This window comes from Nocardioides sp. P4_G10 (genome assembly GCF_056401175.1).
In genome coordinates this window covers 181,173-206,122 of the sequence record NZ_JBFUJV010000002.1, presented here as the reverse complement: position 1 = coordinate 206,122, position 24,950 = coordinate 181,173, and the positions used below count along the sequence as shown (strand labels likewise).

General features: G+C 67.3%; 21 protein-coding genes. 10 read left to right on the top strand and 11 right to left on the bottom strand.

The features are described 5' to 3' along the window. Positions 1-1,079 precede the first annotated feature (1,079 nt). Together AC1DP1_RS04575 and AC1DP1_RS04570 are read right to left on the bottom strand one after the other, a co-directional pair. Positions 1,080-2,297, bottom strand: a complete 1,218-nt coding sequence (locus tag AC1DP1_RS04575) for a hypothetical protein (RefSeq protein ID WP_477505837.1) — start codon at positions 2,295-2,297, stop codon at positions 1,080-1,082. Positions 2,298-2,694: 397 nt separating this feature from the next. Beyond that, positions 2,695-3,384, bottom strand: coding sequence for a GIY-YIG nuclease family protein (locus tag AC1DP1_RS04570; RefSeq protein WP_477505960.1), 690 nt, complete (start codon positions 3,382-3,384; stop codon positions 2,695-2,697). A gap of 242 nt (positions 3,385-3,626) precedes the next feature. On the opposite strand from AC1DP1_RS04570, the gene AC1DP1_RS04565 reads away from it, so the two are divergent. After that, a complete protein-coding gene (locus AC1DP1_RS04565; protein WP_477505836.1) occupies positions 3,627-5,249 on the top strand; it encodes a serine/threonine protein kinase in 1,623 nt (540 codons plus the stop codon). Between the two features lie 140 nt (positions 5,250-5,389). Here the strand turns inward: AC1DP1_RS04565 and AC1DP1_RS04560 are convergent, their stop codons facing one another. Next, complete coding sequence (locus AC1DP1_RS04560) at positions 5,390-8,590, bottom strand: hypothetical protein (protein WP_477505835.1); 3,201 nt, start codon at positions 8,588-8,590, stop codon at positions 5,390-5,392. Positions 8,591-9,586: 996 nt separating this feature from the next. Here AC1DP1_RS04560 and AC1DP1_RS04555 point away from each other — a divergent pair. From AC1DP1_RS04555 to AC1DP1_RS04545, 3 genes are all read left to right on the top strand, one after another. Then, positions 9,587-10,588 (top strand): hypothetical protein, encoded by a 1,002-nt coding sequence (locus AC1DP1_RS04555; RefSeq protein ID WP_477505834.1) that lies wholly within the window; start codon positions 9,587-9,589, stop codon positions 10,586-10,588. A gap of 578 nt (positions 10,589-11,166) precedes the next feature. After that, positions 11,167-11,385, top strand: coding sequence for a hypothetical protein (locus AC1DP1_RS04550; protein WP_477505833.1), 219 nt, complete (start codon positions 11,167-11,169; stop codon positions 11,383-11,385). A 243-nt stretch (positions 11,386-11,628) separates the two neighbouring features. Beyond that, complete coding sequence (locus AC1DP1_RS04545; RefSeq protein WP_477505832.1) at positions 11,629-12,420, top strand: hypothetical protein; 792 nt, start codon at positions 11,629-11,631, stop codon at positions 12,418-12,420. A gap of 211 nt (positions 12,421-12,631) precedes the next feature. Here the strand turns inward: AC1DP1_RS04545 and AC1DP1_RS04540 are convergent, their stop codons facing one another. From AC1DP1_RS04540 to AC1DP1_RS04520, 5 genes are all read right to left on the bottom strand, one after another. Further along, entirely contained in the window at positions 12,632-13,198 is a 567-nt protein-coding gene (locus AC1DP1_RS04540) for a hypothetical protein (protein WP_477505831.1), read from the bottom strand. A 355-nt stretch (positions 13,199-13,553) separates the two neighbouring features. Further along, complete coding sequence (locus AC1DP1_RS04535; protein ID WP_477505830.1) at positions 13,554-15,110, bottom strand: hypothetical protein; 1,557 nt, start codon at positions 15,108-15,110, stop codon at positions 13,554-13,556. Positions 15,111-15,239: 129 nt separating this feature from the next. Further along, entirely contained in the window at positions 15,240-16,193 is a 954-nt protein-coding gene (locus tag AC1DP1_RS04530) for a hypothetical protein (protein ID WP_477505829.1), read from the bottom strand. Between the two features lie 39 nt (positions 16,194-16,232). Further along, positions 16,233-16,730, bottom strand: coding sequence for a hypothetical protein (locus AC1DP1_RS04525; RefSeq protein ID WP_477505828.1), 498 nt, complete (start codon positions 16,728-16,730; stop codon positions 16,233-16,235). Between the two features lie 370 nt (positions 16,731-17,100). After that, the gene (locus tag AC1DP1_RS04520) at positions 17,101-17,415 is read right to left on the bottom strand and encodes a hypothetical protein (RefSeq protein WP_477505827.1); all 315 of its coding nucleotides are present in this window, start codon (positions 17,413-17,415) and stop codon (positions 17,101-17,103) included. Between the two features lie 91 nt (positions 17,416-17,506). Between AC1DP1_RS04520 and AC1DP1_RS04515 the strand changes: the two genes are divergently transcribed. From AC1DP1_RS04515 to AC1DP1_RS04505, 3 genes are all read left to right on the top strand, one after another. Continuing rightward, entirely contained in the window at positions 17,507-17,974 is a 468-nt protein-coding gene (locus AC1DP1_RS04515; protein ID WP_477505826.1) for a hypothetical protein, read from the top strand. Positions 17,975-18,035: 61 nt separating this feature from the next. Next, the gene (gene serA, locus AC1DP1_RS04510) at positions 18,036-19,229 is read left to right on the top strand and encodes a phosphoglycerate dehydrogenase (RefSeq protein WP_477505825.1); all 1,194 of its coding nucleotides are present in this window, start codon (positions 18,036-18,038) and stop codon (positions 19,227-19,229) included. A 7-nt stretch (positions 19,230-19,236) separates the two neighbouring features. Beyond that, positions 19,237-20,427 carry an aminotransferase class V-fold PLP-dependent enzyme gene (locus AC1DP1_RS04505; protein WP_477505824.1) on the top strand — a complete coding sequence of 397 codons (1,191 nt, stop codon included), beginning with the start codon at positions 19,237-19,239 and terminating at the stop codon, positions 20,425-20,427. Between the two features lie 20 nt (positions 20,428-20,447). Here AC1DP1_RS04505 and AC1DP1_RS04500 read toward each other — a convergent pair whose 3' ends face one another. Continuing rightward, positions 20,448-20,852: a hypothetical protein gene (locus AC1DP1_RS04500; RefSeq protein ID WP_457188046.1), complete on the bottom strand. Its 405-nt coding sequence runs from the start codon at positions 20,850-20,852 to the stop codon at positions 20,448-20,450. Then, positions 20,849-21,208, bottom strand: a complete 360-nt coding sequence (locus tag AC1DP1_RS04495) for a hypothetical protein (protein ID WP_477505823.1) — start codon at positions 21,206-21,208, stop codon at positions 20,849-20,851. The genes AC1DP1_RS04500 and AC1DP1_RS04495 overlap by 4 nt, the downstream gene beginning before the upstream one ends. Positions 21,209-21,321: 113 nt before the next feature. Between AC1DP1_RS04495 and AC1DP1_RS04490 the strand changes: the two genes are divergently transcribed. Continuing rightward, positions 21,322-21,921, top strand: a complete 600-nt coding sequence (locus AC1DP1_RS04490; RefSeq protein ID WP_477505822.1) for a DUF4956 domain-containing protein — start codon at positions 21,322-21,324, stop codon at positions 21,919-21,921. Beyond that, positions 21,918-22,715 carry a polyphosphate polymerase domain-containing protein gene (locus AC1DP1_RS04485; protein WP_477505821.1) on the top strand — a complete coding sequence of 266 codons (798 nt, stop codon included), beginning with the start codon at positions 21,918-21,920 and terminating at the stop codon, positions 22,713-22,715. Before AC1DP1_RS04490 ends, AC1DP1_RS04485 begins: the two co-directional genes overlap by 4 nt. A gap of 4 nt (positions 22,716-22,719) precedes the next feature. Here the strand turns inward: AC1DP1_RS04485 and AC1DP1_RS04480 are convergent, their stop codons facing one another. Beyond that, positions 22,720-23,424 (bottom strand): EcsC family protein, encoded by a 705-nt coding sequence (locus tag AC1DP1_RS04480; protein WP_477505820.1) that lies wholly within the window; start codon positions 23,422-23,424, stop codon positions 22,720-22,722. A gap of 104 nt (positions 23,425-23,528) precedes the next feature. On the opposite strand from AC1DP1_RS04480, the gene AC1DP1_RS04475 reads away from it, so the two are divergent. Next, positions 23,529-24,941 carry an alpha/beta hydrolase family protein gene (locus tag AC1DP1_RS04475; RefSeq protein WP_477505819.1) on the top strand — a complete coding sequence of 471 codons (1,413 nt, stop codon included), beginning with the start codon at positions 23,529-23,531 and terminating at the stop codon, positions 24,939-24,941. Positions 24,942-24,950 lie beyond the last annotated feature (9 nt).

Sequence of the window (24,950 nt, the reverse complement as noted above, 5' to 3'; positions counted from 1 at the left end):
GCGGCTGCGACGTTGGTGGCCACGCGGCTAGATCGCCAGCCGCGGGCGGTGATTGTTCCTACGCGAATCGTGCCACTGTTCGTCCTCCATACTAAGTAGCTCTTTCGAGACGAAGCCTGATCGATGTCGTGCGTTGTCGGCGGGGATGGGCGCACAGGGAGTACGGTCGGCGGCATCCATCGACCATTGATGCGTCGTACGGCGACGACTTTCCCGGTCGAGTTCGGGTAGGTCACGACGGCTTGGCCGCCTGGGCCCACTGTTCCGCGGATTCCTTCGAACAACGACGGCGTTCGGAACGTTACGGGCTTGCTCCACGGGCCACCTGAGGGTCGGTACAGAGCACGTGCCTTCAAAGTGGTGGGTTCGATCCACGTCACCAAGATGGCACCCCGGCTGTTCACCGACATATCAACGGCCGTACCGAGGTCCTCGTCTGTGGAACCGGACGCAAGCAGTTGTGGACGCGTCCATGATCCGTTGCGGCGGCTACACCAGGAGTAGATGCGATAGCGGTCGCCACGGGGCGACGTCTTCCCGACGAGCGTCAGCGCGCCGTCGGCGTCGGATGCAGCGCCGATCAATCCGGGACTTCGAACGTGGTGGGGCACAGACCGGGCTGCCTTCCAGACACCCGTCCTGGTGGTGTGACGTGTCCATATGCGGCGACCTGAGGTCCATACGGCAGTTGCTCTCTCATCAGCGAAGAGCGGAATCACGCCCACGGGCCTTCGCCCAAAGAGCTCCTGGAGCTCACCCCACTCGAGCGAAGACCGCAAGAGCGAAGATTCTGCAGCCTTCCCGCCTGCCTGCACTGCCGATGCCGACGCCGATGCCGACGCCGCATCAGGCGCTGGCCCGACACCTCCCCGGCTCGCGGAGAACTCGCCTGATGCACAACCTGCTGCCGCGCTCAGTCCGGCCGCAGCGAGTACGAGACTGAAGCGTAGGCGAGTTCGCCACTTCGGAAAGTTCATATCACCCAGCCTCAGACCGAGTTTGCGCTTGCGAGACGTCACCTCACCGAAATTGTGCAGCCCCTAGCGAGCCAAGGCCAGACTGTCTGTACAGCCCCCGCGTCATACCGCCGCTCGGCGGACGAGGTTCAGGGCCGGCTTGCTGGCTCCCGAACGAGCCATAGGCGACGCCTCGCAGCTCTCAGCCACCTTCTCGCAAGAGATGACAACCTCGGCCTCACAGCGATCTCGCCCTCCAGGTCGGCCGTCAGCGCTGTCGCGGCCCTTTCCACCTCGTAAAGAGTCGTTGCCTCCTCCTCCGACGAGAACGTCAGCTCCCGACTCTCCATCGATTGTGGTGTCAGCTGAACTTCGCTTGGCAGACAGCAAGTTGGGGCCGTCGGTTCCACGAATGTGCGTACGGCCACTCGAGTTCCGCACGTTCGCGTCCTCGAAGCGCCGAGCCTGCCACCGACGCCTCCAGTTCGCCTCCGTGTCAGTCAGCCATCCGGCGGCCAGGTCTAGAACGACCTCGCTGGGGGTGTTCCGGAGGCGGCGCAACCACGTGGTGTAGCGCAACTCGTCCGTTCCAGGACCGCCATCAAACTGCGTGTCGTCGGGACCCCCGATGAATGCAACAACGTCGTCTCCGCCACCCATGCGGGCATCTACGGGCCACCGATGAATCCTTGCGAACCCGTCGGTCCCGGGGACCACGTTGGGCCCTACAGTCAGCGACTCGTCCAGCCCGCTGCCAAGAAACTCGACTGGTCCCGGAGCGACGATCTCAAAATTCGTGAAGCCGATCCAGTCGGCCCGCACGGTTGCGTCGCCCCGCAACTGCCCTGCTCGATTGTCGACTGTCCAGGATCGCCGTCGAGCGTCGACGAGATACATGTCTAGCTTGTTGGCGCCTGATCCACCGTCCAGAACAGCTTCCGGCTTGGTCAGTCCTGTCAGCGTGACCGTGTCGTTTCCGTCTCCGAGGACGACATTGTCCGAGTCGCCAGAGGTGTAGACCTGATCCGCGCCGCCCCCCGTACTGATGAAGTCCTGCTCGATGTCGCGCAGTCGATCATCGTGTCCACTTGAGGACACGATGTCCGACCCGGGACCGCCCTCGAACTGATCTGCGCCGCCTCCTAGCCCGGTGGCGATATAAGCCGAAGTCCCTCTCGTGTCAACTCGGTCGTCTCCGGGGCCGGTGTCGATTCCGAACAAGTACCCCTCGGAGTCTGGCCGCGCGCCCCCGAAGACGCACACGAGGTCGTCGCCGTCACCCGTCAAGATCGGGTCAGCGCCATAAGAGACGACGACGTCCGGCCCACTCGTGCCACCCATGACGGATTCCCCGCTCCTGGCGACGATAGTTGCTGCTTGACCGAAACACGTCTCAGTTCCCACGCTGGTCGCCGACGCGGGTGAAGCAGGCGCAATCGCGATACACGTTTGGCTCCATAGGAGCAGCAGAACCCCAATGGACACGAGTTGGCGAGCCAACGCTCGCGGGACGGCCGAACTGCTCACGGGTCACTCCTCCCCGCGCTTGCTCGAACTAGGTCAACTCCCAGCCTAAGTGCGCTTCCGAGGATCAACTCCTAGTGCCTAGACCATTGTTTTGGCACCAGCACGATCCGGCGCGGTCCAGCAGCTCCCCGTAGAGTGAACAGCGGTGCCGACACGGAGGTGCGACATATCGCCGCGTTGCGCCTCCCGAAGACAGCGGGTTCGTCGCGAACTATCTGGGGACGACCGGCAGTTCACGCGCCCGCGCTCGTTGCCGTGCGCGAGCCGCGCTGAGCTCGTGATGGAAACCCGAGTGCCGGTTCTGGTCCAGGTTTAAGGGCAGTGGCAGCATCGAAATCAGATGGCTCTCCGCCTCCCATGGCTTGTCAGTTGGGAGCCAGCAAACTCGCGTGTGCGCAGACATCCATTCGGAGATGCGCGCCTCGCCGTCGCTGAAAGTGAGCCGCTGACCCGACCCGACGCGACGCAGACCTATCCCGAGCTCGTCGACTAGTAGCGAACCTAGACTGAGCCGGAGAGTCGATCCGGCGGCGTTGCCACGGTAGTGGTACCGGATCCGTGTCCGAAGGTTCTGCCGACTCTGGCGCAATCCATCCTTGCTCGGCGCCTTGGGAGAGATACCGACGTACAGGAGAGTTCCGGCCTCCGTTGTGTGGCAGTCCTGCGTCGGTACACCCGCGGGGGCCCGATCGAAGTACCAGGCGTAGACCCCGGGCGTCGCTGGGATCGGACACGGCCTGGTGAGCGCTTCATCTCGTCCCGCCGTGATTCTCAGAGAGAGGAGCGCCGAAGCGTCTGGTGTCGCTGCCTCGTCCTGCACAAGGCCCAGTCTGCCTGTTGCGCGAGCCGACCGCGGGGCAAATGGACGGAGCGGGGAGGCCCGGCCACGGACCCGCGTCATTGCGCCGCGATCGAACCGGCCGGCCAGAGGCACGCTTATCGCCGTCTGAGGCGCCAGCCGTGCGGTCCTGAGCGTGGTGACCCATCAGTTCGCTGAAGCGCTCGCCAAATCTGGTGAACGCGGTCAACCGGGTAGGTCATCTGCTAGGCCCATACCTACCCTCTGGTGAACCCGACTGCGCTCCGAGTCGGGTAGCAACACGCAGACCTACTCTCGGACCACTTCGGCGGATAGGGGGATCGGTGGAGGCGCAGAGCCGACCCCTGATGCCGGGAGATCCGGACCTGTGCGGACGGTTTAGGGTCATTTCGAGACTCGGTGCGGGCGGGATGGGCATTGCCTATCTCGCTGAGACGACTGGTGGCCAGCGTGCCGTTGTAAAGATGGTGCAGCTGGATCATGCGGACGACCCCGATGCCCGTCGTCGCTTCCGGCATGAAGTGCTCGCGTCGCTGAGTGTTGAATCACCATTCGTCCCTGACACCTTGGCCTCTGACCTTAGTGCCGAACGGCAGTGGGTAGCGATCGAGTACATCGACGGTCCGACTCTTGCCGAGCTTGTCGCGCGCCAGGGGCCGCTCGGGCCGTACCAGCAGTACGCGTTAGCTTCCGCCCTCGCCGAGGGACTTACACAGCTTCACACCCAAGGCCTTGTACACCGCGACGTCAAGCCGGCGAACATCATTTGTACGGACCGTGGTCCCCGGCTGATCGACTTTGGGATCGCGGTCAGGGAGAACGTTCAGGGGGTGACCGGGTATGGGGCGTTGGCACCAGCTTCTCCTGGGTACATGGCGCCAGAACAACTCGACCCATTCGCGGTCCCCACGAGTGCCATCGATGTCTTCGCGTGGGGATGTGTGTGCTGGTTCGCCGCATCAGGAAGTTCGCCTTTTGCGGGCGCGAGTTCGAGCGAAAGCATTCGGCGATTGCGTACTTGGGAGTCCGCGACCTCCAGAGTTCCGGACGCCTTGCACTCAACGCTGGTTGTTCCAGTCACGAGGGCGCTCAGTAAAGAACCGTTCGAGCGCAGGAGCGCAGCGCACCTTGTTGGAGAGCTCGGCGGCACGGGTGGCGTCACGTCGGAAATGGTGGCGACGGCATGGGATTCCACCGCGGACGTCACCCTTGTTGGCAACTCAACGGGGGCACAGACTCGGCCTGACTTTGCAACGCGTCCTTCTTTTCGTTTGCGCCGCCCTGGCGTGTTGCTTGGGGTGATCGCGTTGGCATCCCTGATGACCTACGTGGCTCTCGGAGGCAGCGCGCTGCTTCGACCTGAGGCGTCGAGCTCGACCACAGACGGCGCCATACCCATAGCGAGAGAGACGCAGGACCCTGCAACAAGCACGAGACCGACAGAGCCGACCGCAACGGCCCCCCACGACCCCGACGGGTTCTCGCACGCCCACGGCGCAGCCCTCACCACCCGCACCCACGAGCAGCCAGCCGAGCGCGCCGCGATTCCCGGGCTAGGAGGGAACCGGCGAGTCGGCTACGGCGCCATCAAGCTGGGAATGACGCGCGCTCAACTCGTGGCGACGGAAGAAACGACGGGGTACAGCAACGAATCCGGGGGATCCTGCGTCCGTTACGGGATGCGCGCAGGCGGCTACGCCTTCTTTTCCAGAACGCAGAAGCGAGTCGTCGCCATCGAGTTTGTCGGCAAGATGGCTACCTCTCGAGGGATCAGACTTGGCTCCTCGGCCGACGAAGTCTGGACTGCATATCCAGTGGCGGCAGGCGATCGACTCGGCAACATGTATCCGGGAGTCGCGCCGGGGGTGTTTTACACAATCGGAATCATGGACGACAGGGTCGAACTCCTGGTCCTTCAGAGCGAACGCCAAGACTGCGCGGCCTAGGAACACGAGCACGCGTCTTTACGCCGCGTGTCCGCCAGTCCCGCCGAGTTCCCGTCTCCACACTCCTGTGTTCGGAGTCAATAATTTGAGTCCGCGGCACTCATCTTGAAGGCGCCACGTCCGGTCGCTGGCATTGCCGCCTATCTGCGGGTCGGCGCGATCCCAGCGCATCCGTTGAGCAGGTCTTCGGACACCTGGCCTTCCGGGCTCTCGTCGCCGAGCCACCCCTGCACCATCCGCAAGTTCTCCCGGCGTCCCAACGCCTTACCGTCCCCGTCGCGCCCCTCGGCGTCCAATGCCATCTCAAGTTCGCCCATAGTCGTTTCGCTCAATGACCAGCCGAGGGGCGCCATCAGCGCCGGCTGCACCGCGGGCGCGATGGTGACAGCGCACCGCCGTGGGAACATCGCGTAGATGCGTCCGCGCGCCCATCGCTCCACCGCGCCACTCACACCCCAAGTTTGAAGTGGAGCGGTCGATTCCGCGATCTGACCGGGATCGGTGAACTTGGGATCGCGTGCCTGGTATGAGCTGTCGATGTCGACGACGAACGGTGCGATCTTGCGAAGATGAGTCGCGTTGTACGCAGCCACCAGTCTTCGCAGTTGACCTGAAAGACCCGCCAAAGTGAGCAGACCGGAATTGTCGAAGTATCCGCCGTCCACCATGTAGATGGCGCACCTTTTGGACACACAATCCTTGTACTTGAAGCGCTGGCCAGCGGGACTTTGGCCACACTTCCCGGAGAGCCGCCCAGAGGGGGAAACAAGGGGAAAGCGTGCGCTGAGCATCGCGGCCGTCGACAATTTGAGATCCGAGTCGCTACACAGCAGGTCAACCGTCTCGAGGGCCCCGCCTAGGGGCAGCGGTTCGTCGTTGCGAACTGGGCGGACACCTGACGACGCGTCAAGGTCCAACTTCTGCGAGCCGAATTTGGCAGCGGATGTCACCACCGAGAACTTTCCGCCAACTTGAGTCGAGTTGAAGACGAGCAGAGGGACCGTCTCTGCCTTTTTGCGCGTCAGCGAGTCGTCGGACATTCGCTCGTCCCAAGTTTTGCGCAACTGAGCAGGTCCCTGCTCCGGCGAGTCCTTGTCGAGGGTGTCTTCGAGTATTCCGGCTCGGTCGCGCCGGACACATTGGAATGGACGCCACCCCTCGCACCGGCCGCGCGCGGCGGTCACCCCCAGCGCGTGGTTGGGCAGGTCGTGAAATAGCCCCCAGGCCACAGTGGGTGCGGCGAAGTCCGAGCCAAGTTTGTCACGGATCCATTCATCGTTCTCTAGGTCGCCGTACAGCATGTGCTGGGCGTAGGAGGCCAGGCCGACAGACCCTCCCGACACTCCGCTTGCCACGAATATTCGTCTAGCTGCCGCCTCAGTACCGGGCTGGTCTCGGCGCGGCCCGTGACAAACGCGTTCGTCAATTGAGCGAGATCTCGCCACGAGGCAATCGAGGACCAGCGCTGTCCAGTACGCCGCGCGAATTCCGCCACCATGCGTGGCGACAAGCATCATTGGGACCGGAGGGTCTGGGTTACCGGGAGGTCGCTCCCCTGCAGTTGACTTCGGTTGGTCTGCCAGTTCCGGTTGCGCTCGCACCCACGCGTCGAACGCGTCCTTGAGGTCGGGCGTACGTTGCTGCTCGGCTGACCAAGTTTCGGGCGCCTTCCGCTGCACCACCTCTACATCGTGCATCTCTTCAGGCAGAGCCGTTCCGCAGACGATCCACCACGCCAGCAGCATGGTGAGCACGGGAAGCGAGCGGTAACCGAGCCATTCCAGGAAGTCCGGCGGACGGTACTTCGCTGCGGCGCGCACGACGCCGTAACCAAGCACCACCAAAATCCCGGCCGCCAGATTGACTAGCGTCACCGTTCCGAACACCTCGCCGGTCTTGATCGGGTCGATATGCACGGACACGGCGGCAGCCACGGAAGCCCACATAGTTACCGGAAGGCTTAGTTGCAGGGAGCCGATTGAGTTCCCCCGGATTACTGCATACGCGTAAGAGAGAGTGACGATCCCCAGGCCAGCCGACACTGCAAGCGTCAACGTGACGTTTCGCACTTCAAGGGTAGCGAAGGGAACAGCGACCAAGATTGCGGGGATCGTCCAGACAATCACGCTCGTTACGGCTGACCAGTCCTCGTGCGGGCGGTACCCGTACTCGTCAACTGAGACGAGGGCGCCAAGGAACAAAGCCGCAAGAATGAGGACGTAGTGCCCACCCACATGGCCCGTGACCCAATATCTGTCCACCGCGACATTGGCCAGTCCGGTCGCGATGACGAGGAACGGCAGCGCGACTATCCACTGACCGACGATGGAAAGGCGGGGTCGCGGGTCATCGCCGCTGGACATCGGCGAGTCGAGCTCCGGCGGCTCCTTACGCGGTCGGCTCGGAGCCGGAAAGACTCCGATGACACCCATTGACAGCAGGGCGCCACCCAACAGAAGTACGCCGGATCCCATTGGCGTCGAGTAGTTAAGGATGACACCTACGACTGTTACAACGACGCCTGCGGTGATCCACCACCAAGTGACGAAGTCGCCTCGCTCCTTGCTACGCTGGCGCTCAAATTCTCGTCCGGTCTCGCGGATCGTTAGGGACAGAAGCAGGGCGCTAATCAGCCCAAGTGCAGCGGTAGTTCCCTGCGGCTGACCGCGAAGTCCCCAGGAGCGCAGAGCGTCAAGGGCCTGACCACTAGATTGGTCCGCGACGAGAAACAGCAGGGCATAAGCTGCCATGACGAGAATCGCCACGCGGTGCTGCCCCAGTCGGTGACGGACGAGGGTGAGTCCCGGGTGCGCGCGCTCCGACGCCGCCGCACCGTCGTCGCTTACCCACACTTCCCTGCCCCCGATGAGCACCAGAGCCAGGACGAGCAGTCCGAGCGCCCAGCCAGGTTCACCCCTGAACCACGCCGACGAATCGGAGTCTCGCGGGACCCGCCAAAGCAGGTAGGTCGCGGCGATACCGAGGGACGCAGCAATGACCAAAATGCTGACATCGGCGCGTCTGCGCCGGTCCAGTCGGTGAAGGGTCAGGAGGACTACGGCGCCCACGATAAGCACCGGCAACCAGACATAAAATCGATCAACGAGCGAGACCAGTTCATTGCAGTCCGGCTTCAAAGCCGCGCACACTTCGCCCGCGGGTCCGGCAAACCAGTTCAGTTCCACAGCGATCGTCAGAGTCGCTATCGCCTTGACGACGAGCGCGAGCAGGATGACAACAACCATTGCTAGAGATCGCCGGACGACGCTGCCTACATGGTGCTTCAGTCGCCTTGCCGGCTGATCGACACGACTGAGAAGGCCGAAGACGTTGGATTTCACTGCGGTTTCCGTTACTTCCCCAAGTAGTTGTCCACATTTTGGCGCCTAGCGGATGCGAGCTGCACATGGTTCGCTTGGTGAGCGACAGGAGCGGCGGTCGCCACCGGTGCGGCCCTTCGGAGAGCCAAGGCGTTAGTCCGTAACGGTTTGTTGATACAGCGGGCGGTGCTGTGGCGCTGTCAAAACTTCGGCAAATACCGATGATCGGTGACGGGGCGCTTCATCACGCGTCGTCGGGCTCCCGGCGCTTGCGACGGGCAGTGCCGTTCTCCGGGATCGCCGAAGGACGGAAGAACAACGGGCCCCAACTCGTCGGGATGAGGAGGACCGGTGTCCCGTCATCCTCGTCCCGGAACTGTGACGTGGTTCCGATGCCGCTCATGGATTGGGTGACTCGGCCGGCGAGGGTTGGCCCGAAATAATCCCATCGCTGCCGCGGTCCTCGCGAGGGAGAGACGCATGTGTGCACGTTGAGCCAGGGGGCATCTCCTGGCTTGGTGGTCGCCGGGCGAGCGATGCGCGGGGCCCGGTGCCTGCCTCCGGCACGTGCCTTGGAAAAAGATGGTCATTCCGCCGCCTGTCGGCAACGTCCTCCCGATGGGCTCGTTAGAGCGTGGCCGCATAAGGGCGTCAATGCCGGTGATACCAGGGGAACGGGGAGTCTTGGACTCGGACTGCGGTTCAGGAGTGGCGAGCAGGCGGTGCGCCGGCGAGGGTTCGGCGTGGGGGACGGGCTGGTCGGAGCGGAGGGGCGCGATGGCTCGGTAATATTTGTTTGCGCATTCGAGCGACTACTTCGCGCGACCAAGCCCAAGGAACGGCCGGCTCCGTGTGATCGGCAGAGAATTGGTTAGTGGACATGTCACCGTCTTGCGGTTGACTGTGGCAATGAGGCCGTCCAAGGCAGTTATGGCTGTCCGCGAGGCAGCCACAGGAGCGCGAGCCTTGTGGGATCGAGTCGCAGGCCCAGGCGACGGGTCGAGCTGGCTGGATCAGATGCGCAACGGGGAGATACCGTCCGACTGGCCGGCCGGGCACGCAGATGCGGTCGCCGAGATGCTCACTGCACTCGGTGAACGGGCGCGACACACCCGGGAAGTCGCCGGACTGGTCGAGGGCAGCAGCCCTCAGCCGGATGCCGGGGCCGGCTTCACCCAAGCCGCTGACCTCCGATTGCCGGTAAATCGGAAAGAGAAGTACTTCACCGGGACCGTGCTGCCCGCCTTGATCAGCGACAACGGATTCATTCACCTGCACCGATTCCTCGATCTCTGTGGTCTTTTCGTTGGCGACGTCGGCGCGGGCAGCCATCCACTCGAGGGACGGCAAGACCTGCAGTTCTTCACCGAATACGCCTTCGCCGAGAGTGTTCAAACCTCGCACGACCGGCAGCGGTTCGCCGACCGACCGCACGAGCGCGACACCCCTGACCTTGTTCTGACCGGTCCTGATTGGTTGCTGGCTGTCGAGGCCAAGATGTACCACCGGCCGACTCGGCAGGCGCTCGAAAAGCAGATCGCGCGGCAGCGAACACTAGTGGACTACTGGACGTCCGCGCTGGGGCTGGACCCGGAGCGGGTGGCACACGTGCTGTTGCTGCCCGAGCCACTGGCGCGAGCCCGCGGCGAGCTCGCGGTGCCCGTGATCACCTGGGAGGCGGTGCGCGATGCCTACGCGGCCGTCGCGCCTGCGTATTGGCTCGGGGTGATCCGGGATGCTCTCGCCCGATACGACGAACTCGCCTCCCCCGAGCCCACCTTCCGGACAAACGCCGATGCGCTGATTCGCGGCGAAGACATCGTCCAAGCCCACGCCTCGGAAAGCCTAAGCTTTGCCTGGATGGGGCGCTCGGGTGGCATCAACGGTGACGCGCTCGCCCAAGACTTGGCCAACGGCCAATGGCGCGACAGGGAGTACGAGGTCCGCGTCGAGCCTCTGACCGGGAACTCCAACTGGTTTCCCATCAGCGACTTCATCGCGCGGACCAGCACGGCTTGAGGCGCCACTCCTTCGACGTCTCCGATCCGACGGTCGCGCGCGGTGCTGCTCAAACCGATCGTCACGCGTGACCAACACGGGATCTGGCACACACGTTCGACGCCACCATCCCTCCTCAACCGCGTCCCGTGAGCCACCCCAATCGAGATAGACAACCCTGCCCCATTCCGCCGCGTTCGTCGCCAGGTGGAACACCTCGCCAACAGCGGAACTGATCCGGGCCGAACGTACGGGGCGCTGTCGACCGAGTTCGTGCCGGACCGGCGGAGCGCCAGGCGCAGCACCCAGCCGGACGGGTCCACGCTGGTGGAGCACGCCGTCGTCGCGCTGTTCGGTGCCGCGGTGGTGCCGGTGCCCGCGTACCGTTCCGCCCGCTATCCGCTCGCTGCTGAGCCACGAGGAACGGGGCCGGGAGGTGGAGCACCACCGCCGCCAGCAGTTGGCCCGGCTCGAGGCGCTTCGCACAGGCTGAACGGTCGTTGAGGGTGCCTCAAATGGTGGTTGTCTACACGCTGAGCCTGCGCACTAACAGGCGCTCGTCCTACCGTTGTCCGACCGTAGCGCCTAGGGAGTAGTCAATGAGCGAGACAAGCCAGAACAGCGCTGAGGAAGTTCTCCGCGCCTTCCAGGAGGGTTACGCCGAGGGAAAGCAGGCGGTGCGCGACGCGCATTCAGCTCAAATCCGCGATGTCGCGAAGCGTGTAGCGGATGTGTCGTTGACCATGGGCGAGGTAGCGCTCGAGGTCGGACTGGCCTTCGGCGGCGTTGACGCCGACTTCACGTCCTCAGAGGGCTAACCGCAGCCGGCCGTTCGAGGCCCGGCCTCGCCTCGATCTGGCGCGACCCGAGCTGGCTGGCCTCCCGGCAACGGGTCACCCATCCTTCGGTGGGGATGCTGAACGTTCTCTATTAGCCATGTGGCGATTACCGCGCGGCCGCGTCGGTCCGGTTGCCTCCGGGCCCGCGACCCACGACACCATCGTTAGGTCGGTGAGCCCGAAGTCGAGATCTCCGAGTTGCAGTCGACTACGTTCAATGTCGTGATGAAACGACTTGGGGCGTGCGCCATCGGCGCGATGTTGCTGTTGGTGGGCGCGTGTGGCGGAAGCAACTCCGATACGGACGACACGGTTGTCGTGACGCAGGATCATTCAGACTCCAGCGAAGAAGAGCCCACTGGCGATCTTCCTGACACGCCGCAGGCGTACTCGACCTTGACTGTGATTGGCGATGAGGCTGCACTACCCGCAGGAACCGAAGGCGAGGTGACAGTCGTCGCCATCAGCGAACCAGACGGCGGAACCTCGTTCCCATTCATCGTCCACAACGGAACTGACCAAGCCATCTCACGTATCGAGGTCAGCGGTCGGGCTCAGGATGCCGACGGGACCACGCTCGGAACCGGCGCCTCACAGTCGATCGAGCCGAACGTCGTGCTGCCCGATGGTTACGCGATCGGATACGTCTACATCGAGACATCTGACTACGAACTCCCCGCCGGATCCTCGATCCCCGACCTGCGCATTCAGTTCGAAGAGGGGCTCGCCGAGTTCGAGAACATCATCGCGTTGGACGTAGAGAACGTCGAACAGCTCAAGAGCGGCGACCTTGTCGGCGACGTCAGCAACCCTCACGACGTCACCGTCGGCGGTCCGATCAGCGTGGCCACAGCCTGTCTCGCTGCCGACGGGACCGTCACACAACGCAATGAGTACACCGACGGGGACACCGTGCCAGCGGGCGGCTCGGTCACCTGGACACTGGGTTCGTATGGTGAGAAGCCGGAGAAGTGCGCGGTGCGACTCGTCGGCGCCTCCGGCTTCGAGCAGTAACCACTCCTCGCCGCTCTAGGCGGCGGGTGCGGCGGCAAATTGCACTTGCGCTCGGCACTGTCCCGCAAATTCGAAGTCGTCAGTCGGTATCTGCCGCACGAAGTGGTGTCAGCCTGACCTAGCCCATTCCGCCGCTTGTCTACGCCCGGCCATTCGCCTTTCAAACGGGCAACCGGCGCGAGGCCTAACTCCCAGCACCCTGCCCACTGGCCTAATCCTCAGCAGCGGCCCGTATGCCGAGTCGAACCCCGAAAGCGATTACGGCGGTCAGGGTGGCGAGCGATCCCGCTCCGATCATGGCCCAACCCAGAGCGAGGCCGAGCTCGCTGCCGTCAACAGATGCCACTCCAAGGTCACTGACCTCCAGCGTGGGCCAGGACAGGCCCAGAGCGACCCCGCCGACAACCTGAGCAATGACGCCACACCAGAAAAGCGTCCAGATCGAGCTGGTCGAGCTGGTCGCTGCCGCCGACGTTGCCGCCACTGACCGATGGGGACTCCCGCTCATTGACACCTTGTTGCTTAGTAGTCGGTCCCGTTCTTCGGGAGGCATCGTTGCGAAGAACTCGTCGCGCTCCTTCGCGCGGGCGAAAGTGAACTCGAGTGGGTCGTCGCCCGATTCCAGACTCATCGCGACCTGCTGTTTTCCGCGCGTCTCGAGCGAGACCACGTTGGGCCACGTCTCGATTCGTGCCGCTTCGCCGGCGAACAAACCAATTCCGCCAGACCCCACGCTCAGAGCTCGGAGTCCAGAGCCTGATACCCACGCGAAGTCCATGTCCGCAGCCTCAAGCTGCTGCCTAGGTGTCGGAGCCAAGTTCCACACCTTGCCTTGTACGGCCACGCCACGTCCCTGCTCGATGGCTCGCCCTTCGCGAGTCGGTGGCCACACAGTAAAGAAGAGCAGCCGACGCGTCAGTCGAACGGGACGACCAAGTACGCCGTGCTGGGCGCATCTTTTCGCCGCGTGCCGGCGCGGATCAGAAGGTCGTCTCAACCCAGCTGCGTTTGGATGTGTTGCGACGGGCCAAGCCACCGCCCGTCGTATCCCGGACGAGCATCTCAGGCTTGGCGCTGTTCTGTCGGCCAGCGCGCGTCGAGGACGGCTTCACGTACCGGTGTCCGTCTGCTCCTCATCGTGCCGTCACCGGCGCCGGCTTGCCGGTGTTGCCGGATGGTGTGGCTCGCCGTATGTGCAACTGCCGCGGCTTGCCGGCGGGCGTCCACGCGAAGGCGGCGTGCCCGCATTCGCCGATGGCGACGTCGAACCGTGTGGGCTGATGGCTCGTTGGGGTGACGCGCCGCGGCTTGGTCCAGTTGCGGCCGGCGGCGGCGAACCGCCCCAACACGCGAAGGTTCCCGGCATCCGTCCTGGTGCCCCACGCGGCGAGCGCGTCGCCGCGCCCGTTCGCCGTCACGCGCGGGTCGAGACCCCACCGGCCGGTCTCGGTGACGTCACCTGCGATGGTGAACGGCTGACGCCAGGTGCCGTCCGCGCGACTCCACCGGCCCCAGAGGCTGCCGCGCTCCCAACCACCGATGAGCGCGCGCCCGCGCTCGTCGACGTTGACGCCGTGAAGTCCGAGGGAGTGAGGTTGCCGGACGGGTGCCTGCCAGGTGCCGTCGGCGGTCATCCGCGCGGTGTACAGGCGGCCGAGTGGCGTGCCGTCGTCAGTGGGTCCGTAGCTGACCACGGCCACACCATCGGAGTTCAACGCCATCGCGAACAGCTCGTTGCCCGGGCCGCCGAGCTGCTCGCGGGGTGTCCACCGGCCGTCGCGCGAGCGTCGGATGGCGTAGACGCCCGACTGGTCGTCGTAAAGCCTGTCATAGGCGAGGACGATGCGACCGGCGTCGTCGATGTCGACGCCGAAGTCGAACGCGTGAACCGACGGTATGCGTTCTGGCCTGCTCCACGGGGCGCCAGCTTCTGTGCGGTAGACGGCTCGATAGCGCGTTTTCTCGGACCACACGAGGACCGCTGCGCCCGAGGCGTTGACCGCCACGTCGACTCGCCCGGTGATCTCCCTGTCCTTCACCGTCACCGCGGCGGGAGACCAGCTGCCCCCGGCGCGCCTGTCGGCGACGATTAAGTCGTAGAACTGCCTGAATGTGTTCGAGTTGAACCGCACCGGTTCCTGGACGACCATCGTCTGGGTTCCGCTGCCATCGACGGCCAAGTGGTCGTCACCGGGCTCCAGCCATGTCTCGTCAAGGCCGCCTGAGGGGTCCAACGGGTCCCCGGCAGCGGGCGGGTCGTCCGCGGTACGCGCCACGTGGCCTGCACCTTGGTAGGCGACGGTCGCTATGCCGTCATGGGCGACGACGATGTCTGTCGGCGTCAGGTAGTCCGCGGGGCTGATCCGACCGGCGACCGCCGTCGGCTCCTCGAGCGCCCACGCACGCGGCCGACCAGTGGTGCACGGGGCAGGTGCGCGCGGATCGCTGGATGGTGCGACGCCTTGAGTGGACGCGGACGCGCGCAGGTCGACTGGCTCGAACGGCTCGACCACACCTGTGTCGGACTCGGCATCGTTCGGCGCTGTCCGGGCTGTCGACTCGCTCGCGCTGCAGGCCGCTAGCGCGGCAACGAGAACAGCCACCGACATCTCGAGCGCTGCGAGACGGATGCGCCCGGTCAGCACCCCTCCCGACCTCGTCGCCTGGCTGTGGCGCATTCTCGTGCTCATGGGTCGAGTGTGCGCTTCCCGCGTGGTCGGTGCCCGGGGCTGCAGTCCCGCTTGGATCGGGAACTTCACGTCGCGTCGACCGGCGTGCGTCCGCGGTCGGGCGGCCAGTTGGCAGCCCGAGGGAGTGGATCAGCGTGCGGGGGCCATGCGGGTGAGGTTGAGCTGCTTGAAGTTGGGCTTCACCCACGCGATGGCGGCGTCGCCGTTCGGTCCGATGGCAGCGCGGAACGCGCGTTGCCGGCCGGTGGCTCCGGCGGTCACTTCGATGGGTTGGGTCCACGCCCGCCCAGCGGGCTTGTAGCGGGCCCACAGCTGCGGGGTGTCGTCGGAGATGCGGTAGACGACGACGGCGTCGCCGCGGCTGTTGGCGGCGAGGGCGCCGGAGTCCTCGTCGGAGTCGAACGGGTTGCTGGCCCGGTCGGTGAGGACGCACGGCTCGTCCCACCGGCCGTTGGGGTCGCTCCAGCGGATGGAGAGGCGTCGCTCGTGCCAGTACATGTAGGCGCCTCGGCCGGCGCCGTCGATCGCGACGACCGGTGCGAGGCCGAGGGTGTTCGGCTGTCGGACGGCGGGACCCCAGGTGCCTGATGGGGACATCGAGTACGTGTAGTGGCGGGTGCCCGGGAAGCCGCGGCCGGAAGTGACGAGCGCGGCGCCGCCGGCGGCGACCTCAAGCTGGTGGTCGTTGCCGGCCAGGGGCGTGGGTTGGCTCCACCCGGTGCCCGGGGTGCCCCTGATGGCGGCGATCTCCTGGCCTTCGTTGCCGTAGAGCATGACGACCCGTCCGGCGTCGTCGATGCCGACGTCCACCGCAAACGTTGCGTCTGGTGTGACGGGTTGAGGAGAGTCCCAGGCGGCGCCGGCGGCGGGCCGGTAGCTCACCCGCAGCGGCTCATCGAAGCCCTGCCACGTCACGACCGCGGCGCCGGAGGCGTTGACCGCCAGTTCGGCCCTCATCATCGTGGCGGTGCCTGGTACGTACGGGTCCGGTGGCCACGCCCGACCGACCGGTCTGTCGGAGAGCACGAGGTCGTAGTTCTCCGACCCCATGCCGCCGCGCCGACGAATGTCCTGGATGAACATGGCGGTCAGGGTGCCCGCGTCGTCGACGCCGAGGTGGGTCTAGTCGGGGAAGTGCGCGGACACGCCGGAATTCGCTGGCACAGGCTGCATGTTGGGCGGTGGTCCTGGCAGCTCCTGCGGGTCACCTTGGACAGCAGGGAGGGTGCGGGCGTTGAGGAGCCCTCCGACCCACTCGTCTAGGGCCAGCGTCGCAGTCCCGTCGCCGTCGACGACGAGGTCCCCGATGTCCGACCACGAAAAGTCCTCGGTCTCGCTGTCCACGGTGGTCCACGCACTCCAAGGTTGTGACAGGCACGGCCGGAAGCCGGCCGGGGTGGACATGGTGGCTTCAACCTCCGCAGACCTCTCGCCGTCGGGAGCGGTGTCGGGCCCGGGCTCCGCGGCAGCATCCGACGATCGCTGCTCCTCGTTCGGTGTGTCGGTGGAACCACCCGGCTCGGAGTCCGACGCGTCACACCCCGACCACGAGAAGCCGACCGCAATCACCGCGAGCGCCACCGCGGCCCTACGGCCGCTCGCATGCCCGCTGGTGTTCATGCGTCGAGTGTGCGCCGCACAGCACGTTCCCGCACAGGGCTGCCGTCCCGACCGTGCCGGGAATCTGAGGCCCCTAAGCAGTCCCGGCCCCGCTGTCGGAGCTGACCGTCGCACTCGGACGCATGGCCGACCACGACGCGAACGGAAGCACTGATTCACGCCACCAGCGAGCAGCGCGACATGCGGGACGCCGCTCAGACGCCGCCGAGCGTGCAGGTCCAACCGGATCTACCGCAATAGGTGCGTCTTACCGCCGCGAATCGGCGCCATCCCCTGCAGCGAGCGCCCGAAGCGTGGCGTCGTCCAAACTACCCGGCAGCGCTGGACATCTCAATCGGTGCCTGGGCTGGGACAGCCGCCCGAGCTCCCCTCAGCCGTCCTCGGCTTCGAAGAGAGCCTGCCGCTGTCGCGCGGCGTCCATCGCGGCGAGGAACTTGTCGTCGTACTCAGGATCGTCCGCACGGATCGACGTGATCACGTGCTCGTCGATCACCCGCGTGTCCCCCTCGCGGACCTTCTGCAGCACGACGCGTGTCTCCCCCTTGGCGTCGTGGTGCGCGACGCGCCAGGTGCCCGCGGCCGCCACGTGAGGACCCTGGCTCGTGGGGCGCAGGAGGAGCGACGTCACCCAGAAGATGAGGAGTCCCAGCACGCCGATCACGAGGGCGGCCTCGAGCATGACCATCTGTCGATTGTGCGGGCTCGAGGACGGCATCGCCAAGGGACGCGGAACGCGCGACACTGGTAGGTCACGCACGTCCGGGGACGGAGGGTCGATGGAACCGAGCGCGACGACATCAGACGAAGACTTCCTGGAGGAGCTCCGGCGACACCGCGCGGAGCTGCGCGAGTCGATGAGCGCGCTGGAGGATGCGATGGCCGCGCCGGCCGTCGGCGACCGAGATCGCTGGGCCCAACGTGTCCACGTCGCCGCGGTGGAGCTCGCCGGCGACCTCCGGCAGCACGTCGACATCACGGAGGCTCCCGACGGTCTGCACCGCGAGATCCTCACGGCCTCACCGCGGCTGTCCGGGGCCGTCGCCACCCTCACCCGCGAGCACGTGCTGATCCGCGGTCAGCTCGACAGCCTCCTGGCCCGAGTCGGGCCGGTGGAAGTCGTCCCTGACGTCGACAGGGTCCGCGACCTGGGTACGGCGCTCCTGGGCAGGCTCGTCCGGCACCGCCAACGAGGGTCCGACCTCGTCTACGAGGCGTACGAGTTCGACATCGGGGGCGAGACCTGACCGGCGGCCCCGTGCTGGACCGACACCGGTGCCCCGCCCGTACTGCCATAACGTTGCGGCCATGAAGGCTCTGGTTCTCGAAAACATCCACCCGACGGCCGTGGATGTCCTGAGGTCCCGCGGCTACGAGGTCGAGCTGCGCACGGGAGCGTTGCGCGAGGACGAGCTGATCGAGTCGCTCGACGGCGTACAGCTGCTGGGGATCCGGTCCAACACGACGGTGACCGAGCGGGTCCTCAAGGAAGCGCCCAGCCTGGAGGCGATCGGCTGCTTCTGCATCGGCACCAACCAGGTCGACCTGGTCGCGGCCGCGGAACGGGGCATCGGCGTTTTCAACGCGCCGTACTCCAACACGCGCAGCGTCGTCGAGCTGGTGATCGGCGAGATCATCGCGCTGGCCCGGAGGCTGCCGGAGAAGACCCAGCGGATGCACGACGGCGTGTGGGACAAGTCAGCGCGGGGGAGCCACGAGGTGCGCGGGCGGACGCTCGGGATCGTCGGGTACGGCAACATCGGCACCCAGCTGTCGAACGTCGCCGAGGCGCTCGGGATGCGGGTGGTCTTCTACGACAAGGCGGATCGTCCGGCCCACGGCAACGCTCGCCGCATGGCGTCGCTCGCCGAGCTGCTCGAGACCGCCGACGTGGTCAGCCTCCACGTCGACGGCCGGCCGGGCAACGCGGGCCTCTTCGGCGCCGCCGAGTTCGCGGCCATGAAGCCACGAGCCCTGTTCATCAACGCCTCGCGCGGCATGGTGGTCGACTACGACTCGTTGCGCGCCCATGTCCTGTCCGGGCACATCGCGGGTGCCGCGGTCGACGTCTTCCCGGTCGAGCCGAAGGCCCAGGGCGACGAGTTCGTGTCCGTGCTGCGGGGTCTCGACAACGTCATCCTGACGCCCCACGTCGGTGGCTCGACCCAGGAGGCGCAGGAGGAGATCGGCCGGTTCGTGGCGGAGAAGCTCGCCGGCTACACCCTCCAGGGGAGCACGGCGCTGTCGGTCAACCTCCCGCAGGTCCTCACGCCCACGCTGACCGGTGAGCACCGGCTGGGCTTCCTCCACCACAACGTCCCCGGGGTCCTCGCCAATCTCAACGCCGTGTTCGCCGAGGCCGGCGACAACGTGATCGGTCAGCACCTGTCGACCAGGGACCACCTCGGCTACGTGGTCACCGACGCGTCGGAGCCCCTGTCCGCCACGGCCGTCGAGGAGCTGCGGCGCTCGGAGCACTGCGTCTGGGTGCGCACCTGGTGATGTCGGCGTGAACGTTGAAGGAGCTGGTCGTGATGCCGAGGGCGCGTTGCTCCCGCGGCAGCTGTACGCGGCGCTCGAGGGATGCACCTACCTCAACCAGGCATCCCTGGGACTCGTGCCCCGCCCGACCATCGAGGCGATGACGCGATTCCTCGAGGAGGTCGGCCAGTACGGAAACGTCCGACTGTCCGACGACGCCGAGGCACGAGTCCTGGACGGCGTGCGCCAGGCTGCAGCAACGTTGTTCGACGCCCCACCCGGATCGATCGCGGTGCTGGCCGGGGCGAGCGAAGGGCTGGGGCAGGTGGCGGCGGCCCTCGCCCCGGGACTGAGGCCGGACGCACCGGAGGTCGTGCTGGTGACGACCGACTTCCCCAGCGTCACCTACCCGTGGCTCGCCGCCAGGGGTCGAGGCCTTCCCACGACACCCGTCCTTCGCTGGGTCGTCGACGAGCCCGGAAGCGACCTCACCGACCGGCTCGTCGCGGCAGTGGGCGAACGGACCGCTGTCGTGTGCGTGAGCGCGGTGCAGTACTCGACGGGCACGAGGATCGACGTCGCTGCCGTCGCTCGCGCCGCGCGCACGGTGGGGGCCCGTGTCGTCGTCGACGTGACCCAGCTCGCGGGTGCCGCCCCGGTGAGCATGAGGGAGTGGGGCGTCGACGCTCTCGTGTGCAGCGGGTACAAGTGGCTCTCGGCCCACGGCGGTGTCGCCGTCGCCGCGCTGAGCGCCGAGATGGCCGAGCTCGTGCCTCCGGTGGTGGGATGGATGGGGGCTGAGGATCCCTTCGACTTCGACGCCACCCACCTGAGGCTCGCAACAGGCGCTCGCCGCTTCGAGCTCTCGACCATGTCGTACGCCTCTGCGGTGGGGCTCCAACAGTCCATCGAGCTGCTCAGCAGCGCGGGGATCCCGGCTCTCGCCGATCACTCACGCCTCCTGGCCGACGAGCTCGTCGACCTCGTGGGCCCGTCCGGCTGGTCCCCGTTCCGTGAGGTGGGGGACCCAGCCGCCAGCCACCACCTCATCTCGCTGCGACACCCCCGCGCGTCGGGACCTGATGTCCAGGCCGCCCTGGCCCGAGACCACTCCGTCTTCACCAGCTCACGGGTCGGCGGGATCCGCGTGTCCCTGCACGGCTACAACACCAGTGACGACCTCCAGGTGCTCGCCGGGGCGCTGACCCGAGTCACCTGACCCCGCCGATCGACGTCGGATCAGTCGCGCGCCCGCGTGTGCCAGAGCCACGCGATCCCGACGAACGGCAGCACCAGCGGGAGCCACCCGTAGCCGGCGCCGTAGTCCGACCAGACGGTGGCGTCGGGGAACAGCTCCGGGTCGAGCACGGTGAGCGTGCCGACCGTGAGCACGCCGACGAGCTCGAAGCCGACCGCAGCCCAGGCCAGCCGGCGGGGGCTGGGCCCGACCTCGGCGAGGCCGAGGGTGGCGGCGACGTACACCAGCGCGGCGACGGCCGAGAGGGCGTACGCCAGCGGCGCCTCACCGGCCTTGGTGGCCAGCTGCACGAGCGAGCGGGCGGTCGCGGCGAGGGCGAAGACGCCGTAGACCGCGACGAGGGCGCGGCCGAGGCCCGACGAGGTGGAGGCGGCGGCGCGGCTCACGACGGCCACACCTGCATCACGCGTACGACGACGAACGCCTGCGCCAGACCGGCGACCATCAGCACGGCCGTGGCGCCGCGGCTGCGCTCGGCCAGCGACCAGACGAAGCCGATCGGCAGCAGGACGAGCCCGGCGACCAGGTAGCCGAACAGGGTGACGAGCCGCCCGCCGGACAGGTCCACGTCGTCGACCTGCACCGCGGCGACGACGAGCAGGACGAGGGTGAGCGCCTCGATCACGGCGGCGAAGCCGAGCAGGCCCCAGTCGGGCGTGCGGTCGAGCACGACGTAGACCAGCACCACCGCCGCGAAGAGCAGCGAGGCGACGAGCAGCACGAGGGGCAGGGGTCCGTCCACGAGGGTGGATTCTCGCAGGGCCGTCCTCACAGACCCGTCACAGCATCGCAGCAGTCCGTCGACAGGTGAGCCGGACAACATCGGGGCACCCGAACCGCTGACGAAGGATCTCGATGAACCCCACCTACCTCCTCGCCGCCGTCGACATCGTCGCCGTGCTGGTGCTCGCCCTCGCCGTCTACTACCCGCGCCACCGCCGCGCCGACCTGGTCACGGCGTTCGTCGCGGTCAACGTCGGCGTGCTGTCGGTGACGATCGTGCTGGCGAACAGCGCCGCGACGGTCGCGCTCGGCCTGGGGTTGTTCGGCGTCCTCTCCATCATCAGGCTCCGCTCCGACGAGCTCGGCCAGCACGAGATCGCCTACTACTTCGCCGCCCTCGCCATCGGCCTGCTCGGCGGGCTCGGCACCGGCGACGTCGCCCTCTCGGCCTCGCTCATGGTCGGCCTGGTGCTCGTCCTCGCCCTCGCCGACAGCCGGCTGCTGCACGCCACCGGGCTGCGGCAGGTCGTGGTGCTCGACAGCGCGGTCACCGACGAGCGCGACCTCGTCGTCCGCCTCGAGATGCTCCTCGACGCCCGCGTCACCCGGGTCACGCCGATCCGCGTGGACCTCGTCAACGACACCACGACCGTCGAGGTGCACTACGCCGCCGCGCCCCGCCCGACCCTCCCCGCGGCCGAGCGCCACGAGGTCGCGGCGGTCACCCGATGACCATCCAGGTGAGCGCCCTCGACCGCCTCCCCACCGTCTCCCTCGACGAGCTCAACGACGTCGCGCAGCTGCTGACCCGCACCGACCGGAAGTACGTCGTCCCGGCAGGCGAGCTCGACCCCGTGGTCACCGGGCTGTGTCCCACCGGGAGCGCCGGCCTGCGGGTGCTCGAGGTCGACGGCCGTCGCAGCTCGCGCTACGAGTCGACGTACCTCGACACCGTCGACCTCGACAGCTGGACCGGCGCGGCGACCCGCCGCCGGCACCGCTGGAAGGTCCGCTGCCGCGTCTACGCCGACACCGGCGAGCGATGGCTCGAGGTGAAGACACGCGGGTTGCGCGGCACCACCGTCAAGGAGCGGCTGCCGCACGACGGACCGGACGTCTCCGGCCACGCCGACGCGTGGGTCCGCGACCGGCTCGGCGCCGCGCGCGTCCACGACGTCGACCCGTCCGGCCTGGTCGCGACGCTGCACACCAGCTACCGGCGCACGACGCTCCTCCTCCCCGGCGGCGCCGGCCGGGCCACGATCGACCGCGACCTGCGCTGGGTGTCCGGCCACGGCACCGCCGAGGTCGGCGAGGTGCTGGTCGTCGAGACCAAGTCGGGCACTCCACGCCCCGGCCCGCTGGACCGGCGGCTGTGGGAGCTCGGCCACCGGCCGGTCCGGATCTCGAAGTACGGCACCGGGCTGGCGCTGCTCACCCCCGACCTCCCCGGCAACCGCTGGCACCGCGTCACCAGCCGCCACCTCGCCGGCCACCTCACCCTCCGCGAAGGAGTCCTGGCGTGACGGTTCAGGCCTTCGGGAGCTCCTTCATCGCGTGGTCGGCGATCTTCTTCATCATGTAGCCGTCGAGCCCGCCGCCGATGAACCCACCGGCGAGCGGGATGCCGCGGCCGAGACCGGCGAGCCCCTTCTCGCTGACGCCGCGCATCAGCCGGAAGCCGACCGCCTTGTTGACCATCATCAGCGCCGCGGGCGGCAGGCCGCCGAGGGCGTACGTCGTCGCGCGACCGCTGACGCTCGACATGCCGACCTTCTTGAGCACCTCGTCGGACTCCGCGCCGACGAGCACCAACAGGATCGCGCTGCGGATCCGCGGGTCGTCCACGTCGTAGCCGCGCAGCACCGCGACGGTGCCGACCATCCGGGTGGCCTGGAGGTAGAACTCGGCGACGTTGACCGGCAGCGCGACCGGCATCGTGACGTAGCCGCCGACGCCCGTGACGAAGCCGCCGATGCCGCCGGTGACGGTGGTGCGCCGGGCCACCGCGGCGATCGCCTTCTCCGGGTCGCCGCCGGCCTTGCGCAGCGCCTCGTCGGCCACCTCCCGGACCGAGTCCAGCGGGCCTCGTCCGTCGAGGCCGACGTCGAGGAGCATGGTGACCATCCGGTCGATGGCCCCGGGGTCGTGGTGCGGCTCCTCCGACGCCTCGAGCGCGGTCCGGGTGGTGGCTGCCTCGGAGCGGCCGCGGGTGACGAGGTCCTTGAGTCCCATGGCGCAAACACTACGAACACAACGGTGAGACGGACGTCACACCCTCCTAGCGTCGGGGGACCGGACGCACTCGGTCGTCCGTCCCCCCACCCCGGAGGCTCGTCATGCCCCACCGTTCGCACCTTGCTCGCGCCGTCACCGCGGCCGGCTCGGCCGTCCTTGCCGGCGCCCTGCTCGCGCCCGTCCCCGCGTCGGCTGCCACCGGGCCGACGCCGTCGGCCTGCCCGGCCGGGGTCGCCGATGTCGCCGACTGCTGGACCGGCCAGGACGACAACGGCGCCTACTACGCGATGGCGGTCCCGCACGACTGGAACGGCGACCTCGTCGTCCACGCCCACGGCGGCCCCGACCTCGGTGACGCGTCCGACCCGGCCCGCAGCGTCGAGGACCTGGACCGCTGGGCGGTGATGGCGCGCGAGGGCTACGCCTGGGTCGGCTCGGCCTACCGTCGCGGCGGCTACGGCACCCGGATGGCCGTCGCCGACACCGAGAGCGCTCGCCAGGTCTTCGAGGCGACGTTCGGCGTGCCCGGTACGACGCTCGCGCACGGCCAGTCGTGGGGCGGTGACGTCGCCGCCAAGCTCGTCGAGGTGCACCCGACGTCGTACGACGGCGTGCTGCTCACCAACGGCGTGCTGGCCGGGGCCTCCCGCGGCTACGACTACCGCGTCGACCTGCGCGTGGTCTACCAGTACTACTGCGGCAACCACCCGCGCCCGACCGAGCCGCAGTACCCGCTCTGGATGGGGCTGCGCGAGGACTCGACGATGACGTCGGCCGGTCTCCGCTCGCGCCTGCAGGAGTGCACCGGCTACCAGTCCGCACCGGCCGACCGCACGCCGCTGCAGCAGCGCAACCTCGACGACATCCTCGCCGTCACGAAGGTGCCCGAGCGCACCCTCGAGTCGCACCTGCGCTTCGCCACCTTCACCTTCCGCGACATCGTCCACCACCGGCTCGACGGCCGGAACCCGTTCAGCAACAGGGGCGTGCACTACTCCGGCAGCCACGACGACAAGGCGCTCAACCAGGGCGTCCAGCGGTTCTCCGCCGACCCGGACGCCAAGCGCGACCTCACCTGGGACAGCGACCTCACCGGCGCGGTCACCATCCCGACCGTGACCCTCCACGCCATCGACGACCCGACCGCGTTCGTCGAGCACGAGTCGGCCTACCGCGCGACCCGGGAGGGCGCCGGCACCGCCGACGCGCTGGTGCAGGTCTTCAGCCGCGAGTCCGAGCACAGCTCGCTGAGCAACAGCGGGTACGCCGCCGTGCTCGACGCGGTGGACACGTGGGTCGACACCGGCGTCGAGCCGACGCCCGCCGGCGTCGCAGCCTCCTGCGCGGGCAACGACTCGACGTACGGCAGCGGCTGCTTCCTCGACCCGACCTTCGAGCCGACGTCGTACGACAGCCGCGTCGAGGCGCGCCCGGGCGGCCACCGGTGGCCGACGATGAGCGCCGCGCAGGAGCGGGCCTGGTCGCGGGCCCCGGGCATCGGGATCGAGCCGTGACCCGTGGCT